15 protein-coding genes are annotated in these 15,976 nt (G+C 46.9%); 10 read left to right on the top strand and 5 right to left on the bottom strand.

Annotated features, from left to right (window positions below; all coding sequences use genetic code 11):
- Positions 1–20: 20 nt before the first annotated feature.
- Positions 21–1,259 carry an MFS transporter gene (locus SB752_RS20705; protein WP_410717453.1) on the bottom strand — a complete coding sequence of 413 codons (1,239 nt, stop codon included), beginning with the start codon at positions 1,257–1,259 and terminating at the stop codon, positions 21–23.
- A gap of 106 nt (positions 1,260–1,365) precedes the next feature.
- Between SB752_RS20705 and SB752_RS20700 the strand changes: the two genes are divergently transcribed.
- The 3 genes from SB752_RS20700 to SB752_RS20690 all read left to right on the top strand — a co-directional run bounded on the left by SB752_RS20700 (position 1,366) and on the right by SB752_RS20690 (position 4,143).
- Positions 1,366–3,174 carry an SgrR family transcriptional regulator gene (locus tag SB752_RS20700; protein WP_410717452.1) on the top strand — a complete coding sequence of 603 codons (1,809 nt, stop codon included), beginning with the start codon at positions 1,366–1,368 and terminating at the stop codon, positions 3,172–3,174.
- A gap of 82 nt (positions 3,175–3,256) precedes the next feature.
- A complete protein-coding gene (locus SB752_RS20695) occupies positions 3,257–3,619 on the top strand; it encodes a cupin (RefSeq protein WP_410717451.1) in 363 nt (120 codons plus the stop codon).
- Between the two features lie 89 nt (positions 3,620–3,708).
- On the top strand, positions 3,709–4,143 hold the full coding sequence (locus SB752_RS20690) for a metal-dependent hydrolase (RefSeq protein WP_410717450.1): 435 nt from the start codon (positions 3,709–3,711) through the stop codon (positions 4,141–4,143).
- 69 nt (positions 4,144–4,212) lie between these two features.
- Here SB752_RS20690 and SB752_RS20685 read toward each other — a convergent pair whose 3' ends face one another.
- Positions 4,213–4,461, bottom strand: a complete 249-nt coding sequence (locus tag SB752_RS20685; protein ID WP_410717449.1) for an AbrB/MazE/SpoVT family DNA-binding domain-containing protein — start codon at positions 4,459–4,461, stop codon at positions 4,213–4,215.
- A gap of 408 nt (positions 4,462–4,869) precedes the next feature.
- Positions 4,870–5,571, bottom strand: coding sequence for a hypothetical protein (locus SB752_RS20680; RefSeq protein ID WP_410717448.1), 702 nt, complete (start codon positions 5,569–5,571; stop codon positions 4,870–4,872).
- Positions 5,572–5,682: 111 nt separating this feature from the next.
- On the opposite strand from SB752_RS20680, the gene SB752_RS20675 reads away from it, so the two are divergent.
- Positions 5,683–6,468 carry a M23 family metallopeptidase gene (locus SB752_RS20675; RefSeq protein ID WP_410717447.1) on the top strand — a complete coding sequence of 262 codons (786 nt, stop codon included), beginning with the start codon at positions 5,683–5,685 and terminating at the stop codon, positions 6,466–6,468.
- A 479-nt stretch (positions 6,469–6,947) separates the two neighbouring features.
- On the opposite strand, the gene SB752_RS20670 is transcribed toward SB752_RS20675, so the two are convergent.
- Positions 6,948–8,591 (bottom strand): hypothetical protein, encoded by a 1,644-nt coding sequence (locus SB752_RS20670; RefSeq protein ID WP_410717446.1) that lies wholly within the window; start codon positions 8,589–8,591, stop codon positions 6,948–6,950.
- A gap of 191 nt (positions 8,592–8,782) precedes the next feature.
- Between SB752_RS20670 and SB752_RS20665 the strand changes: the two genes are divergently transcribed.
- From SB752_RS20665 to SB752_RS20655, 3 genes are all read left to right on the top strand, one after another.
- Positions 8,783–9,700 carry a LysR family transcriptional regulator gene (locus tag SB752_RS20665; protein ID WP_410717445.1) on the top strand — a complete coding sequence of 306 codons (918 nt, stop codon included), beginning with the start codon at positions 8,783–8,785 and terminating at the stop codon, positions 9,698–9,700.
- Between the two features lie 101 nt (positions 9,701–9,801).
- A complete protein-coding gene (locus tag SB752_RS20660) occupies positions 9,802–10,905 on the top strand; it encodes a citrate/2-methylcitrate synthase (RefSeq protein WP_410717444.1) in 1,104 nt (367 codons plus the stop codon).
- A gap of 163 nt (positions 10,906–11,068) precedes the next feature.
- On the top strand, positions 11,069–12,097 hold the full coding sequence (locus SB752_RS20655; protein ID WP_410717443.1) for an NADH:flavin oxidoreductase/NADH oxidase: 1,029 nt from the start codon (positions 11,069–11,071) through the stop codon (positions 12,095–12,097).
- On the opposite strand, the gene SB752_RS20650 is transcribed toward SB752_RS20655, so the two are convergent.
- Entirely contained in the window at positions 12,083–12,301 is a 219-nt protein-coding gene (locus SB752_RS20650; protein WP_410717442.1) for a hypothetical protein, read from the bottom strand. The genes SB752_RS20655 and SB752_RS20650 overlap by 15 nt on opposite strands.
- Between SB752_RS20650 and SB752_RS20645 the strand changes: the two genes are divergently transcribed.
- The 3 genes from SB752_RS20645 to SB752_RS20635 all read left to right on the top strand — a co-directional run bounded on the left by SB752_RS20645 (position 12,265) and on the right by SB752_RS20635 (position 15,880).
- The gene (locus tag SB752_RS20645) at positions 12,265–13,545 is read left to right on the top strand and encodes an MFS transporter (protein ID WP_410717525.1); all 1,281 of its coding nucleotides are present in this window, start codon (positions 12,265–12,267) and stop codon (positions 13,543–13,545) included. The two genes, SB752_RS20650 and SB752_RS20645, sit on opposite strands and share 37 nt — an antisense overlap.
- A 73-nt stretch (positions 13,546–13,618) precedes the next feature.
- Complete coding sequence (pdxR, locus tag SB752_RS20640) at positions 13,619–14,998, top strand: MocR-like pyridoxine biosynthesis transcription factor PdxR (RefSeq protein ID WP_410717441.1); 1,380 nt, start codon at positions 13,619–13,621, stop codon at positions 14,996–14,998.
- 108 nt (positions 14,999–15,106) lie between these two features.
- Positions 15,107–15,880, top strand: coding sequence for an HAD-IIB family hydrolase (locus SB752_RS20635; RefSeq protein ID WP_410717440.1), 774 nt, complete (start codon positions 15,107–15,109; stop codon positions 15,878–15,880).
- The last annotated feature ends 96 nt before the right edge of the window (positions 15,881–15,976 follow it).

The raw sequence follows: 15,976 nt of genomic DNA, 5'->3' as shown, positions 1-15,976 counted from the left end.
TGTCTCACGCTACAGCCAGGTCACCCCAGCCTCCACAACGAAAGCCGGCGATACACGAGAAAAATCAACACATTCCCCATCGCAGCAGTCAAAAACACGTCCCATGGACCGAGTAGAAGCGTCATCCACCCGGACCCATAAATGGAGAAAACAATCCCCAGCTTGAAAATAGACCCGGTGATTCCGCTGATTCTGCCAATCATATGCGCGGGCGTAGTCTCCTGACGAAACGTCCAGATACAGATATTTTCAATCGTGCTGATGAGCCCTGTGAGAAACAGAGACAGACAAAGCACCCACGCGCTAGAAGCAAATACCATTAGAAGATAGGAGAGACCGAGCAGCAGGATCGTCATCCCCATGATTTTGCCAATCGGAAAGCGTCTGCGCAGACTTGCCACCACAGAACTGCCGAGCAGACCACCAACTCCTGCGACGGAGAGCACGAGACCGAGCTCGGAGTTTTCCAGCTTCAAATGATCCTTGGCAAAGAAAATAATCATCGCATCGTACATGCCGGATGTGGCATTGAGAAAAATCACGAGCAGCGTAATCAACCAAAGAGGACGATTTCCCAGCAGCTCTCTCCAGCCGGCTTTAAACTCCAGCCAAAAGCCGCCTGTTGCCTGCACGGATACATCGGTGCGCTCCAGTAAAGAAATCGCGATCAAAGCGAGCAAATAAGCAATCCCGGTAATGAGCAATCCAGAGTGCAGGCTGGACAGAAGTAGAATAAAGCCGGTGATTGCAGGGCCCATGATTTCAATAAACGTGCTCATGAAAGAAAATCGGGCATTGGCTGTGGTGAGCAAGGGTGTCGGAACGACTTGCTTGATCATACTGACCCGCGCATTGTTGAAGCCATAGTTGAAGGCCATGAGCAGAAATCCTGCAATGTAATAATGGATGACTTGGGCATGACCCGTTTCCGTTAATCCATACAGCATAAACAATAGCACCATCTGTCCAAAGACCATCCACTGGGACCACCGCTTTTTGGAGAAGCGATCCACCAGCACGCCAATGAACATGGCAAGAAGCAAATTCGGCAAAAACTCAATGGATTTCATCGTCGTCATCGTGACGGGTGATTGTGTCAATTCGTACAAAATGAGCGGTAATGCCAATTCATATACCTTTGCTCCACAAGCCAGAAAGGCTGAGGTGAAAAAGAGGATGAGAAACGGTCGATTACGCCAAATGGACTGCTTAGCGGGTGTACCCGATTCCATCGCAGGGGTCGTTTTTGCTAGGGACATGTAAGAAACCTCCTTCTTCGTCTTTATTGTAGCTAGGAAAAGGGGAAGAAAAAGGGTAGAGTATTTCCTAGACGACTTCCCCTTTTAAAAAGAGGTGAGCCCTTACATGCAGATTGCCGAGCATTATTTGCACCTGCGCCAGCATTTTGCGGGTAGACAAGAAAATGAGCAACAAGAGGTTACGTTGGCTGAACTGGGTGCTGTTTTTTTCTGTACGATCCGTAATGCCAAGATGATCATTAAGCAGCTGGCAGAACAGGACTGGATCGAGTGGATGCCCGGCAGGGGCAGAGGAAACGTATCCCGAATCGTGTTTTTGCGAAGCGTGGAGCAGGTGGTTGTGTCTATGGCCAAAGCACATGTCGCGCAGGGGGATCTGGATAAGGCTATGCTCCTGCTAGGCGACCCGAAGATTCCGCTTCGGGCCAAAGAACGCTTTTTTGAGTGGCTGTCAGGGCAGTTCGGATTTCGTTCAGAGGAGATAGAGAAGCGTACTCGCGATACGTTGCGGATGTCCTTTTACAGAACGATACCGGCTCTGGACCCTCCTTTTGTAGGCAGACGGACAGAATCGCATATGGTGAAACAAATTTTTGATACACTCATTCGTTATGACGAGCTGCAAGAAGCTTTTGTACCGCATCTGGCTCATCACTGGGAAGCTGACGAGAGCGGGACACAGTGGACTTTTTATTTGCGAAAAGGGGTATTGTTTCACCACGGCCGTGAGCTGACTGCACATGATGTCGTCTGGACGTTTGAGCGGATAGCTGATCCGAAAACAAAATCACCCTATCGCTATATGCTTTCGGACGTGGAGACAGTCGTGGCTGTTAAAGAAACGACAGTAGGGATCAAGCTCAGACGCCCGAACCATATGCTGCTCTCCTTTTTGGCATCAGATCGAATGTCGATTATTCCTGGCGAGGTCGTCGCCCAAAAAGGCACGGAGTTCACCAGGCTGCCAGTCGGTAGCGGTCCCTTTCGGCTAATCCGAAACGATGAGCAAATGTTTATTTTGGAGGCTGTTCCCACCTATTTTCTCGGCAGAGCACACCTGGATCGGGTAGAAATCTGGGTAGTACCTCAGAACAGCCTGCGGGAGGATTATTTCTCTAGTCTGGGAGAGGTGCACTTCCAGACTTTTTGGAAGAGTCTGGAGCTTCTGGAAAGGTGGAAAGGGCTAGAGCGAATCGAAAGGGGTTCTTCCTATCTTGCCTTTAATCTGAACCGCACGGGACCGCTTCAGAAAAAAGAGGTTCGGCATGCGATCCATAGCCTGCTGGATCGGGAGAAAATGATAGCGGATTTAAGGGGGAATCGGCACGTTCCTGCCGATGGATTTTTACCTGATGAAAAAGCCGTGTCGTCTAATGAAGCCCCGATGGATATTCAAAAAGCGCAGGAGGTACTGCAAAAAAGGATCGACAAGGATGAACGAATCAGGCTGTTCACATACGAAGGAGCAGGAAACGAAAATAATGCAGAATGGCTGCAGAAGCATTTTGCTCAATACGGATTATTGCTCGACGTCACTGTGGTACCGATCGAGGAATTGAAAAAACCGGAAATACTGCTTCAGGCAGATATGGTGTTCTCGGGGGAAGTATTCGATGAACAGTGGGAACTGGGGTTGGTGGAATTGTACAAATCGGACGCCAGCTTCCTGCGAATGATGTGGGACCCCGCTACTCGGGCGCATCTGGATGAGCAACTCGATTTACTCATGCAGGAGCGGGAAAAAGAGGCACAGCGAGAGCATCTTCGCGTGGTAGAAGACTTGCTTCGTGAGCAGCATGCTTTGCTGTTTGTGTACCATGCCCTGCAGCAATCTGCCTATCATTCTGCCCTCGCAGGAGTATCACTGAATGCGCTAGGTCTGGTGGAATACAAAAATATTTGGTTCAAGCAGTAAAGATAGGATGAGAGTGTCTGTTGCATTGCCTATGATTTGCGTTAAGATGGAGCTTACGCTTTAAGAGACGGAGGGAAAAATCATGCAGCTATTCCGTTTTGACCAACCTGCTGGGAGAGCAATCGACCGCTTTGATTCGGTCAATGCTACGATTTCGCGCATCATGCGTACACCAGGCTCCGTGCAGATCGGGTGCATTCATTTGGGGGAAGCGGGTGTCGTTGGGTACCATCCGGCAGTATGCCCGCAGCTATTTCTCGTTGTAAACGGTGAGGGCTGGGTATGCGGTGAAGATCGGAAGAGGGTTCGGGTCGGACCTGGTCAGGCGGCTTTTTGGACAACAGGCGAAGGGCATGAATCAGGCAGTGAAGCCGGAATGACAGCGATCATCATCGAAGGCGAGGGATTGGATCCGGCTAGCTTCATGCCACAAATAGATTCGTAACAGTCGGACGTATCTGGCCATTTTATGCCGTTCCACCTACCGTGTACAAGCTCCTCAGACAAACAGAAGAAAGTCGGTGTGAAAGGCAAATGTTATGGAAAACGCATCTCGTGTTGGGGGCAATTGCTGGCTACTATGCCTACCCTTCCTGGAAGGGCAGTGTGATTGGCGCTACAATGGCATTGCTGCCCGATATTGATCAAGCTAGAAGCAAGCTTGGGAACATGGTTAGACCCGTATCAAGGGCTGTCCAAAAAGGCTTCGGCCATAGAACGATCACGCATTCATGGGTCATTTTGCTCGTTCCTGCCCTGCTGCTAGGTGATTCTCCGGCTGCCCTGGCTGCACTCTGGGGAATACTGTCGCATCTGATCAGTGACATGCTCGTAGGACGTATTCAGCTGTTATGGCCGCTCAGGTTTGGCTGGATTGGTATCCCGCTATCCAAAAAGATGTACACTGCGGTAGATCAAATCGTTTTTTATGCGGCGTTGGGATATATCATCTATGCCGGTTATCAGTGAAGTGATCTTGTCGGAGTTGACGTAGAAGCCCTCCTCGGACAAAAAAATCCGAAAGAGGGCTTCTTTTGTTTATTCCGATTCATTTTTTGCTTTACTAACACAGGTTGAACAGATCAGTTTCCCTTTAAAGTGTAATGTATTTAAGGCATTACCACAGAAAACACATGCGGGTTCATACTTCTTCAATATGATACGTTCATCATCAACATAAATCTCTAATGGATCCTTGATGTTAATATCGAAAAGGTCTCGTAGCTCCTTTGGTAGTACGAGTCGCCCTAGCTCATCGACTTTTCTAACAACCCCGGTTGCTTTCATCGTTTTTCCTCCATTTTTATATAGATAATAGTGAATTTTATTAATTTATACAATCCAAAAAATAAAAAGGAACAATGGAGAAGGAACTGTTTGAGTGATACGAGTATTTGCCAGAACTGATACAAAAAGGATTTGCTCTGATCAGATGAAAGCAGACGTGGGCAGGGTTGTTAACCCGCATGTACCGATATCTGAGAGAACGAACGCAAAGCAAGAGTGAGAAGAGGGAGAACAAGATGAAAGCCTTCCTAGGAGGGCTATATTTAACGTATAGGAATTTATAAGCGTATGACGCTTATGAATTCCGGAGCGCATGTAAACATTCCGCTAAACGCGGTCGCTCCACCTTAGGGAGGTCTCGATAGAGGTTTTCTTATACTGACTAAGGCTACACTGGATCAACCAATTTTATTTCATATCTATCATTTCTAAGATTTCATCGTAAGTCATTTTTTTGATTACGTTGTAGTCTAAGGCTCTAAGTATAAATTCACGACGCAATTCTTCATGCTCATTTTTTGGCTCAGGAAGATTTTCTCCTGTAGCAATAGTGTTAAAGCGTGGATTAAATGTTTCCATATTGTCGTCTGCGTTAAGTTCTACTTTTACTTCTTTTGTAGTTCCGTCATTTAAGGTGAGGAGATAACTTGCCTTTACAAGGTAACCGTCATCAGTAGAGTTTCTCTCAGCAGATAAATTATTAACAGTGACATTCTTGGCAGGTAGAATACCTTGTTTTTGCATGTTCAAATAATTTGCGAACTCTTTATGAACTGTCGATAATTCTCTCTTTACTTGTTCTTTTTCGTCAGGACGGATGTTCCATGTTAGTGAAAAATATGTATTCCAAAGATTATTTTCATCCTTTTGTGTAAAGAGATGGTACCATTCTATTGCAAGTAATTCCATCATGCGACTTAAGGTAGTGTCATGATTTTCTAGACGATCAAGAATTTCCAATTTTTTTCTATAGTCTACAACTGGAGATGGATTATCTTGTACCATTGACACCTCTTTGTTACCAGTATGTACTGTTAGTGCTTGATTATTATTAGCCGTACATCCGGCAATTAACAGGACGGAAAGTGAAATAAGATAATTTTTATTCATCAACTAAACCTCCCAATTTAGGTGAAAATGTAAAATATTATTGTATATGGCTAAATTATATAATACAATCTGATTTGTAATAATATACCATAAAATAAAGTAATTGGTAATATGAAAAAAGTCTTGGTTAGTATGTTTGGCTTAGCTTTAGCAGCATCGGCCATATTAGGTACAGGTACTGGAAAGGTCCAGGCAGCAGGAGAAAATCCATATAACGCTTTTAACTGGTATTATGTTACAGACGGTACTATATTAAGTAAAAAATATAGTAAGACTCATAAGGGAATAGACATTGCAGTCAATAAAGAAACAGTATATAGCCCTCAAAGGGGGACAGTTCTAAGTGCTGGTTATTGGACAAGTGCTGGGAATTATGTGGCAATTGAGACAAAAGATAGAGATCCTGACACTAATACTAAGCTTGTTATAAGGTTTCTTCATTTACATTCCAAATCTGTATCTACAGGTGATTCTGTAAGTAGAGGGGAAGAAATTGCGGTATCGGGTAATACTGGTACAGACACAACTGGCCCTCATTTACATATCGATGTCAACAATGAAGGGGAGTATGATGGGAAATATATTACCTATTCAAATACAATAAACCCTATATTTTTCTGGCCTCGCTACTTCGATGGCCCAACGTTTGCTCTGGATGAGTCCATAAGTGAATCTCATGAAAAGGAATTTCATGACAGTGAAGATGAATTACTACATAAATTTGATAGTGAGGAGTACTTTTTTGAAGATACACTTATCAATTATGTAGGGGAAGAAGAATTTTTAAATTGGATTAACTCACAACCGTTAGAAGAACAAACAGTACCCAATTTTAAAAAGGCCTTTGGCATCTCTGATGAAAAAGAAAAAGAGTTGAAACAACAAGCTTGGGAATAGTCAATCACGTAATTTATAGAAGAAATACGATGACTTGACTACAAATCATTAATGAAAACGACCCGTCTCTGTTTTAATTAGAGACGGGTCGTTTTCAATATTTGTATCTGTCCATGTAGTCTGAGGTATAGAGTCAGTCAAGAAATTTGTGTAACCTAGTAAAACGAACTCTAGCAACTGTCCGTGCTGCGGCTTGACTTGGAGCCTCTATGGGCATGGCTGCTTATGCGATCCAGCGAGTTTTGGTATAGCCCTCGCATTGGCAACCAAGGCGCTATGGCGATATTCGCGGTGAATTTAAAGCGAACACTGAAACTGGCGGACTAAAAAGGGAAATGTAGTAACAAAAAAGCGACACCCACCAGGGAAAACGGAATAGGTGTCGCTAATTTTTTTTACAAAAATCTCAGATCACTGGCAAAACCTAAGTTCTTCAGTGGCCTCCTTTTCCGACGGGGCTCTTTGCTGTACGCGTACGATTATGGCATCATGAATTGTTGAACCAACGCTTCGTTTTCAGCCATGAATTTTTCCAAAGCCATACCAGCTTCTTGCTGGATTTCCATCATCTGCGCATCCGTGATGGTTGCCAGGTTGATTGCATTGGCATCAGACATAGCTGGGATTTCCAGTGCTTTGCCGAATTCCTGTTTGGATTTCACCTTCATGCTCACGCCTTTTGGCATATCAGGTGTAGGATTATCAAAGTTGAGCTTGATACTGCCTTCTGAATCACGGCCATTGTCGCTAGCTGTTTCAGACAAGGTCACATTACCAGAGAGCTTAACAGGCTGAGCTGAATACTCATCAGCAGCTACGAGTTTGAAATCGTAAACGCCTGTTTCCTTCTTGTCTTGCTTCGTTACTTCGAAAGTAGTGTTAAAATCGAAAACAGGATCAGCAGTTTCTTTTACGAGAACCCCGAATTTACCTGCTTTTTTACCATTTTGCTCGGTTGCTTTGTAGGTGAAGGATACTTCTCCTTCTTTTCCTTCTTCAGGAGCATTGAGCGTATAGCGATAGTACGTATCTGCGCCTTTATTGTAGGAAGCAGTGCTGAGCACGAGCTCTTCCTTGTTGTCTTCCTTCACGAGCAGCTTGCGGGACAGGATTTGGTGATCGCCGTCCACCAGTACAACCATTTTGATCTCATCCTTGCTGTTCTTGTCGGTTTCGTTGATATCAGCAATCAGGTCGTCAAAGCTCTGGTCGTAGTTTTTCTTGAATTCGTCCTTGGAAATTTCCTCGACAGGATAACCGCTATCCTTCATTAATGTAGATACTTTGTTATAACGGGTGTAGATCAAATCAAACAGCTTTTCATCTGCTTTTGCTTTTTCAGCCAACTGCTTTACGAGAGCAGATGCTTCTTCTTGATTAAACGTGACTGTAATTTCACGTGCAGCGGCTTGAAGGCCTTCCTCTGAGAATGAAACATCCTTCTTCAGGGTCACTTGGCTGTCTTTCACATGATCTGCGTACAGGAGAGCATAAGGCGTCATGACGCTCTTCACTTCATCTTCCTTGATGGAAACAGCATTGTACAGGTCACGATAAGTGAGGAAGCGCTTCGGCAGCTCTTCACCCAGCTTTTCCTTGATAGCATCACGATCTTTGAGGTCAATATAGCCATATTTTGAATAAAACTCTGGCAGACGGAAGCCCATCAGCGTATCGTTAAGGAAATACTCAATCGTAGCTAGCTTTTTGTCCTTGAGATGAACTTCAAAATTTCCGGTTTGCTGATTCTTTTGCTCGTCGATGTTGCTCTGCATTACAAGCTTGGCGCTTTTGAGCATATCAAGAATTTTTTGGGCTTGCGGATCAGGTATGGTAGCATCTACTGTAATTTCGCTCAACTCGGTAGTTGAATGAACGGGTTTTTCCAAATAAGGCTTCATGTAGGCTTCGTATTCTCCATATGCCTTGGATACATCCGCAGAAAACTTCATCATGCTTTCTGCTTCAGCTTGCAGGTAGATGGATTTTGAGCTTTTAAACAAATCAAACTTGGCGTAGGCGGTCCCTAGTCCTCCTAGCACAACAACAACTGCCGCCCCGGCAATCAGCAGTGTTTTTTTCATACTTTTACGTGGCGGGTTCAAGTTTGGTGTGGTTTCCATGTTTTCCTCCCCTAATCTCTCTCTAATGAAGTACGATTCGCAAAAAGGTTTTTCGCACTCGATTTCGTATTGTACCACAAGGCAGAGTGATGAAAGGGGTTTCCAGTAAAAATTTTCAAAAATGAGGAAGAAAGACCCAAAAAGAGAAGATCACTCATCATCACGAGCAGTATTAAAAAGGGGGAACCGTCGTGGACTTTCGCGTGCTGCAAACGTTTATGATGGCGGCTACAACGGAAAATTTCCATCAGACAGCAGAAGCATTGTATATTGCCCAACCAACAGTCAGTCAGCATATCCGGCAGCTGGAAAAGGAATTGGGAATCGATCTGTTCGAGCGAGTGGGCAAGCGCGTGCGTTTGACGGCTGCCGGAAAGCGATATCTGCCACATGCAAAAGGGCTGCTGGAGAAGTGGCATCACGGAATTGAGGATTTGCAGGCATGGAGGCAAGGCTATCGGGAAAAACTGCAGCTTGCGGTGTCGCCAATCATTGCCCGCGCTCGTTTTTCGCATTTGCTGCATCGTTATACGAAGCTGTATCCGGACGTTGATATTTCCATTAAAATAGTGGATTCCGTAGACATCGGTCCGCTTGTTCAGAGTGGACAAGCAGACTTGGGCTTGACTCGTATTGTACCAGGGGAGTTTCAGCTAGCGACTTATATGCTGTACGAAGACCCTATTGTTTTTGCTGTCCCGCACAGTGGTGGAGATATGGAGGCGCCACTGCCGGATTGGGAGACTGAGGTGCAGTCTAATCGGCTGTTGACTCATAACCATCCGGGGTATTGGGACGAGCTGTTGTTGTTACTACGTCAGCGAGGGCTGTTTCTGCGAACGATGGCTGTGTCACAAGTGGACATTACGAAAAGATTTATCGAGGATGGGCTGGGCGTTTCCTTTTTACCGCGTTCGGCAGTGAATCGAGAGCTTTTTGAAAATCGGTTTATTGAATTACCGACGCCTGGCTTGCAAGTGCCGAATGTCGCCTCGTATCTGCTTGTACCAAAGGGAGGGATTAGCGATCCAGCCCAGCGTTTTGTAGATGTTTTGCAAGCATTGTACTCGCCGATGCCTCCTGTACAGGGTAGCGGGCGTTTCTATTGATTGATTACATTTTGTAATCGATGATTCGTTCTTCTTCTATTTCCCTTTGCATTTGCGAATTAATATACTGAAAGAAAAGAGACGGAAAAGGAGTGGCGATCATGACGAAACAGCATACTTTGGCAATTGGACTGGATGGTATCGCCGTAGCAGAAACCGATTTGAGCCTCGTAGACGGCATTAACGGCATCCTGGTTTACCGTGGGCATTGGGCTCGGGATCTGGCGATTCATCATACCTTTGAAGAGGTTGCGCACTTGCTCTGGTTTGGACATTTGCCGAGCGAGCAGGAGCTGACCGCATTAAAGGATAAGCTGAAAGCAAATAGGGAGCTTCCTGAGCATGTAAAAGGCATCCTCAGGCTTATTCCCGCTGATGTCGATATGATGAGTGTATTGCGCACAGGTGTATCAGCGCTGGGCAGCTCAGCACATGGCTGGCCGCCAAGCATCGATGAGGTTATTTCGTTGGCTGCGAAAATGCCGACGATTGTCGCGTATCGCTTCGCCTGTTTGGAGGGGCGTGAACCAGTGGCGCCAAATGCCGAGCTGGATCACACTGCCAACTACCTGTATATGCTAAAGGGTGAACAGCCTAATTCTGCACATGTTCGCGCACTGGATGCGTATCTGATTTTAACGCAGGAGCACGGCATGAACGCATCTACCTTTGCTGGACGTGTCGTCACTTCTACAGAGTCTGACCTGATTTCCTCGATTGCAGCAGCCATCGGTACACTGAAAGGGCCATTGCACGGCGGAGCTCCGTCTGAAGTGACTGAGATGATCGAGGCGATCGGCACAAAGGAAAATGCAGAACCGTGGCTAAGAAACAAGCTGGAGAATGGTGGACGCCTGATGGGCTTTGGACACCGTGTCTACAAGACAGTCGATCCGCGAGCTACTGCATTGCGCGTCGTAGCATCCGAGCTATCCGCCAACGATCCGTGGTTTGATCTGGCAACACATGTAGAGAAGGTAGGGCTGAGGCTCCTGGAGGAATACAAACCGGGCCGCAAGCTGAATACAAACGTGGAATTCTTTGCAGCAGCAGTGATGCGTGCGGTAGGACTGGATGAAAATTTGTTTACCCCGACCTTTGCTGTAAGCCGCGTTGTGGGCTGGAGCGCTCACATTTTGGAGCAATCCGCTAAAAATCGCATTATTCGTCCGCAATCGAATTACATCGGCGCTATGCCGGAATAATAGATGTGAGGTATCGTACAAAAGCTATCCGCTGCTCGTGGGTAGCTTTTTTTCTTTGCTCATGGCACAGCACTTTTTACGAATAAGCTGGAAAGTGCAACTAAGCATTGCAGAACGAGCTAACTTTTGGGATGATAGTGAAAAAAAGTAAGGAGTGGAGCAAATGGCTTTGTTGGCTACCCCGTTTCAATTCAAAGGGCTTACGTTGAAAAATCGTATCGTCATGCCGCCAATGTGCCAATACTCGGTAGAGGCACATGATGGCACGCCTACTGACTGGCATTTTGTTCATTACATTTCTCGCGCTGTGGGGGGAACCGGACTGATTATCATGGAGATGACGGATGTCGAGCCGGATGGACGTATTTCCAATGGTGATTTAGGCTTGTGGTCAGACGAACAAATTCCTGCCTATGCTCGTATCATCTCCGAAGTACATAAGTACGGTGCAAAAATCGGCATCCAAATTGCTCATGCCGGACGAAAAGCAGAGGACGCAGAGGTTCCCGTATCTTCATCTGCGATCGCTTTTCCGGGGTCCCGTTACAAAACGCCGCGTGCTTTGACAACCGAAGAAGTCAAGCAAATGGTCGTCAAGTTTGCTGAGTCCGCAAGACGTGCGGTTGAAGCAGGCGTAGATACCATTGAGGTTCACGGTGCGCACGGTTACTTGATCCATCAGTTCCACTCTCCGCTCACAAACCAACGGGATGATGAGTACGGTCAGGACAAGGCTTTGTTTGGAGTAGAAGTCATCCAGGCGATCAAAAAAGTGATTCCGGCAGACATGCCACTGATCATGCGTGTTTCGGCGCTTGAATATGTAGATGGTGGCTATGGACTGGAATACAGCACAGAGCTGTGCCGTCGATACAAGGAAGCCGGCGTCGACATTTTCCATCTGTCCAGTGGAGGAGAGGGTCCGATTGGTTCAGGTGGACGTCCGGGAGTTCATCCTGGCTACCAAGTACCGTTGGCTCGCGCAATCAAGCAGGCATTGGGAGTTCCGGTCATTGCAGTAGGAAATCTCGATGATCCGAATCTGGCAGAGGCATCACTCGGAAATGGAGATACAGATCTTGTCGCCGTTGGACGAGGCATGCTGCGTGATCCATATTGGGCGCTCCATGCAATCAAGACGCTTTCTGCTGATGAGCTAGAGCCGCCAAAGCAGTATTCACGGGCATTTTAAACAAGCAAAAGGCCGATAGGAGAGAGGTACTGGCGTAGTCTGCAAATGACTGGGCGAGTGCCTCTTTTTACTGCCATCCTCACACGTGCTGATTTCCGGGAGTACGATGTTGAACATCAGGGCGCTCATCGAAGAGATGGTCAACGTAAGCATCAAAATCCGAATTAATACTTGTTTGTTTTGGTGCGATTGTTCCGTTTGCATTCTCACTCCACCTTAAGGAGTATGACCTGACCATTTCACAAGTGAGCTGGTTGTCAACGGCATATGGTTTGATCTACGCGATTGGGACAGTGACCTACGGAAAGCTCGCTGACAGCTATAAGCTGAAAAATATACTGACCTTTGGACTTCTGGTGTTTGCAGTCGGGTCACTTCTCGGGCTTGTCTCCCAAACGTTTTGGATGGCGCTCGCAGGAAGATGCTTGCAGGCGGTAGGTGCTGCGGCTATACCGGCGACAGCCATGCTCATTCCCGTACGCTACTTCCCGCCAGAGAGCAGAGGCTCTGTTTTGGGAATGACGGCAGTTGGTCTGGCAATTGGCGGTGCACTCGGTCCGGTCGTAGCCGCCTTGATTGTCAGCTTTGCCCATTGGCGCTGGCTATTTGCAGTACCTCTTCTGATTCTCATCACGGTCCCGTTATACCGAAAATATTTGGAGGATGAGCAGCAGCTGACTCGCCGAGCTTTTGATTGGGTTGGGGGCGGTTTACTCGCGATTAGCGTAGCCTCGCTGCTTTTTGGAGTGACGAACACTTCTTGGTGGTTTGTGCTAGGCAGCTTGGTTGCACTGGCGTTATTCATTGCCCGGATTCGTATAGCTGCTGAGCCATTCGTGACACCGACCGTTTTTACAAACAGGTCGTATATAGGCGGTATTGTCATGGCCTTTCTTATAAACGGAATGGGGGTCTCGCTCTACTATTTAAGCCCCTTGTTTCTGGCTCAGGTGCAAGGAATATCGACAAACTGGATTGGCTTTGTCATGGTTCCTGCCGCACTCGCCTCTGCCTTTCTCAGTAGAATGGGCGGCAAACTGGCTGATGCGAAAGGGAACGCCTATTTGTTCTATGTGGCCTCTATTTTACTGTTGACCTGCTTTGGCTTGCTTTCCTCCTTTACTGGCATATCGGTAATCGGAATTGCACTCTTTCTGATTTTTGGAAATGTCGGTCAATCCTTTATGCAGATTACGATGGCCAATTCGATATCCAGGACGCTGTCCAAAGAGCAAGCGGGAGTAGGCATGGGGATTGCTTCGGCGATTTACAGCAAAGTCATTGATATTGGCTCGCAGACTACCTGGAATCCGGTCAATTCGTATGCAAATGGCGTCATTTTCAGCAATATTTACTTTGTTCTGGCTCTTGTGCATGCAGGATTATTATTGTTTTTCTACACGAGACAGGGAAGGGCCAAAAAAGTGGGGGTGCAAGCTGAGGCCTGATCGGTCGTACAGGCCAAACAGTTTCTGTGGTAGACTAAGACAAAATCTTTGACTGGAAGGTGGTCCCAGTTCATTGAAAGAGCTTTCTGCCATTCGGTTTACTGACCAAGAACCTCTGTTTAGCCAAATCTATCACTTTTTAAAAGACGAAATCCTCCGTAATCACTTGCCCTACGAGGAGTTCCTCCCTTCGATCCGAAGCTGCGCCGAGTCGCTTCAGGTAAGCAAAAATACGGTTGAAGTCGCGTATCAGCTTTTGGTATCGGAGGGCTATGTCAAAAGCCTTCCAAAGAAAGGGTATCAGGTGGTTTACTTGGCTGACTCGCCTGCTACCCTTCGCACAACCAGTTTTACGGAACCGCAGCAGTCTGTGATTCGGTATGATTTTCGTTACGGCAATATTGAGCTCGGGACGTTTCCTTTTCACCAGTGGAATAAGCTGCGGAACAAAGTGATCGCCGAGCATCAGCACAATTATATGGTGGAGGGCCTGCCCCAGGGGGAGTATGTTCTGCGAAAAGAGCTCTCGAAGCTACTACATGAAGCACGGGGAGTCATCTCCACTCCGGAGCAGATCATCATCGGAGCTACCCCACAGCAGCTCGTTTCGCTTATCACGCAAATTTTGGATCGAGATCGTCATTTTATCGGGGTAGAAAATCCGGGCTATGACGGTGCGAGAAATACATTTTTACATGGTGGCTACCACGTACAAGGCATCTCGCTCGATACGGACGGTGTTTGCATCGAGGAGCTGTCTCAAAGTGGAGCGAATGCGATGTACGTCAGCCCATCCCAGCAATTTATCCACAAAATGACGATGTCTCTTGAGAAAAGGAGGCAATTAGCCGAGTGGATCGATACCCAAGCGTACCTCATGGAGGATGACTACGAATGGGAATTCAAGTATCAGGAGAGCTATATTCCTTCAATCCAGAGCATGTCTGCGCAAAAGGTCATCTATATCGGGAGGCTGTCCAAAGCGTTGCAGCCTCTCACAAACGTGAGCTATATGGTCCTGCCGTATGAGCTGCTCTCCTCCTTTCACCAGCGAGTGTCTGAATACGACCAACCCGTTTCCCGACTGGATCAACTGACGCTGTCTGCGTTTTTGTCCGATGGATATTGGCATAAGCATTTGCAGCACATGCGAAAAAGTTACACGGAAAAGCGAAATGCATTTCTTTACGCTATCTCTCAATACATGGAGGGACAGGTGAAGGTGGAGGGGAAGGACACAGGATTGCATGCTTTTTTGACCGTGAAAAGGAAGGGGACAGAAGCGGAGCTCATGGAGCGCGCCTACCAAAATGGTGTGAAGGTATACGGAACAGCCAGATACTGGTTTCGTGGCTACACGGAATATCCGACGGTTTTATTGGGATATGGCGCACTCGGTCAGCAGGACATTCGTGATGGCATCAGGCTGTTGGCAGAAGTCTGGTTTGGGTAATGCGCGTCTTGTCTGTCCCAATCATCTTGTACAATCTGTCCCTTCATGGAGCGGTGCGGGTTCCGTTACGATGGACTGGAATCCGACAGAGAAAAGGTGGAGAGACAGATGAATTTTATTTTTGATTTGGATGGGACGATTTGCTTCAAAGGTCAACCGATTTCAACGAGTATACTCGATTGCCTGCTGGAGCTAGAGCAAGCGGGGCATACGGTAGGGTTTGCCTCCGCGAGACCATGCCGAGATATGCTGCCCGTTCTCGACGAGAGATTCAGGAATCATCTTCTTATCGGGGCAAATGGAGCGATGACCTATTATCAGGGAAGCCTTCAGCGCCATGCTCCTATCCCTCATCGGCTGGCAAATGAAATCATTACTATACTAAATGATCACCGCGCGCAATTTTTGATCGATGATAAGTGGGACTACGCCCATAACTGTTTGGCTGAGCATCCCTTTCTCCAAAATATCGATATGCAGCAATCAGCGAGCCGCGTTGACTTTGATCAACTGGATCACGTTCTGAAAATCCTGATTTTGTCGAGTGAGCGCTTTGACGATTTGTCTGCGAGAATGAAGGAGCTCGATGTCACGATGCATTATCATTCGGCGGAGGGAATTCTCGACCTTACTTCTAAAGGGGTAAATAAAATGGCGGCGCTGAACGAGTTTGGTCTTGGCGATGAGCCGTTTATCTGCTTTGGAAATGACATGAACGATTTGCCGCTGTTTAAGCAGGCGCATCATTCCGTATTGATCGGAGGCTATGAACCACTGCTTCCATGGGCAAAGGAAAGGATCACCGTGGACGATCTGGTGGAGCAATCGATCATTGCCAAATTGCGCGAGCTGGGAGTGGCGTACAAGCCTGCCCATACGTAATTGTTTTCAGGTTGAATCGGTTTACAGCCACCATTTTTCCTGCGGCAGAAGCCTAACGTTGGCAGCAGGAAAATTCCGTTCAAACCACAGCTTCAT

Source organism: Brevibacillus sp. SIMBA_040 (genome assembly GCF_046535075.1).
Classification (GTDB): domain Bacteria; phylum Bacillota; class Bacilli; order Brevibacillales; family Brevibacillaceae; genus Brevibacillus.
Note: the sequence above shows the minus strand (reverse complement) of the source record. Positions and strands in the feature narration are given on the sequence as shown.

Coding starts and splice junctions, on each gene's coding strand:
- SB752_RS20660 (WP_410717444.1), top strand. CDS start 9,802: ATGACGAAACAGCATACTTTGGCAATTGGACTGGATGGTATCGCCGTA.
- SB752_RS20705 (WP_410717453.1), bottom strand. CDS start 1,259: ATGTCCCTAGCAAAAACGACCCCTGCGATGGAATCGGGTACACCCGCT.
- SB752_RS20695 (WP_410717451.1), top strand. CDS start 3,257: ATGCAGCTATTCCGTTTTGACCAACCTGCTGGGAGAGCAATCGACCGC.
- SB752_RS20650 (WP_410717442.1), bottom strand. CDS start 12,301: ATGCAAACGGAACAATCGCACCAAAACAAACAAGTATTAATTCGGATT.
- SB752_RS20700 (WP_410717452.1), top strand. CDS start 1,366: ATGCAGATTGCCGAGCATTATTTGCACCTGCGCCAGCATTTTGCGGGT.
- SB752_RS20655 (WP_410717443.1), top strand. CDS start 11,069: ATGGCTTTGTTGGCTACCCCGTTTCAATTCAAAGGGCTTACGTTGAAA.
- SB752_RS20635 (WP_410717440.1), top strand. CDS start 15,107: ATGAATTTTATTTTTGATTTGGATGGGACGATTTGCTTCAAAGGTCAA.
- SB752_RS20690 (WP_410717450.1), top strand. CDS start 3,709: ATGTTATGGAAAACGCATCTCGTGTTGGGGGCAATTGCTGGCTACTAT.
- SB752_RS20685 (WP_410717449.1), bottom strand. CDS start 4,461: ATGAAAGCAACCGGGGTTGTTAGAAAAGTCGATGAGCTAGGGCGACTC.
- SB752_RS20675 (WP_410717447.1), top strand. CDS start 5,683: ATGAAAAAAGTCTTGGTTAGTATGTTTGGCTTAGCTTTAGCAGCATCG.
- SB752_RS20670 (WP_410717446.1), bottom strand. CDS start 8,591: ATGGAAACCACACCAAACTTGAACCCGCCACGTAAAAGTATGAAAAAA.
- SB752_RS20680 (WP_410717448.1), bottom strand. CDS start 5,571: ATGAATAAAAATTATCTTATTTCACTTTCCGTCCTGTTAATTGCCGGA.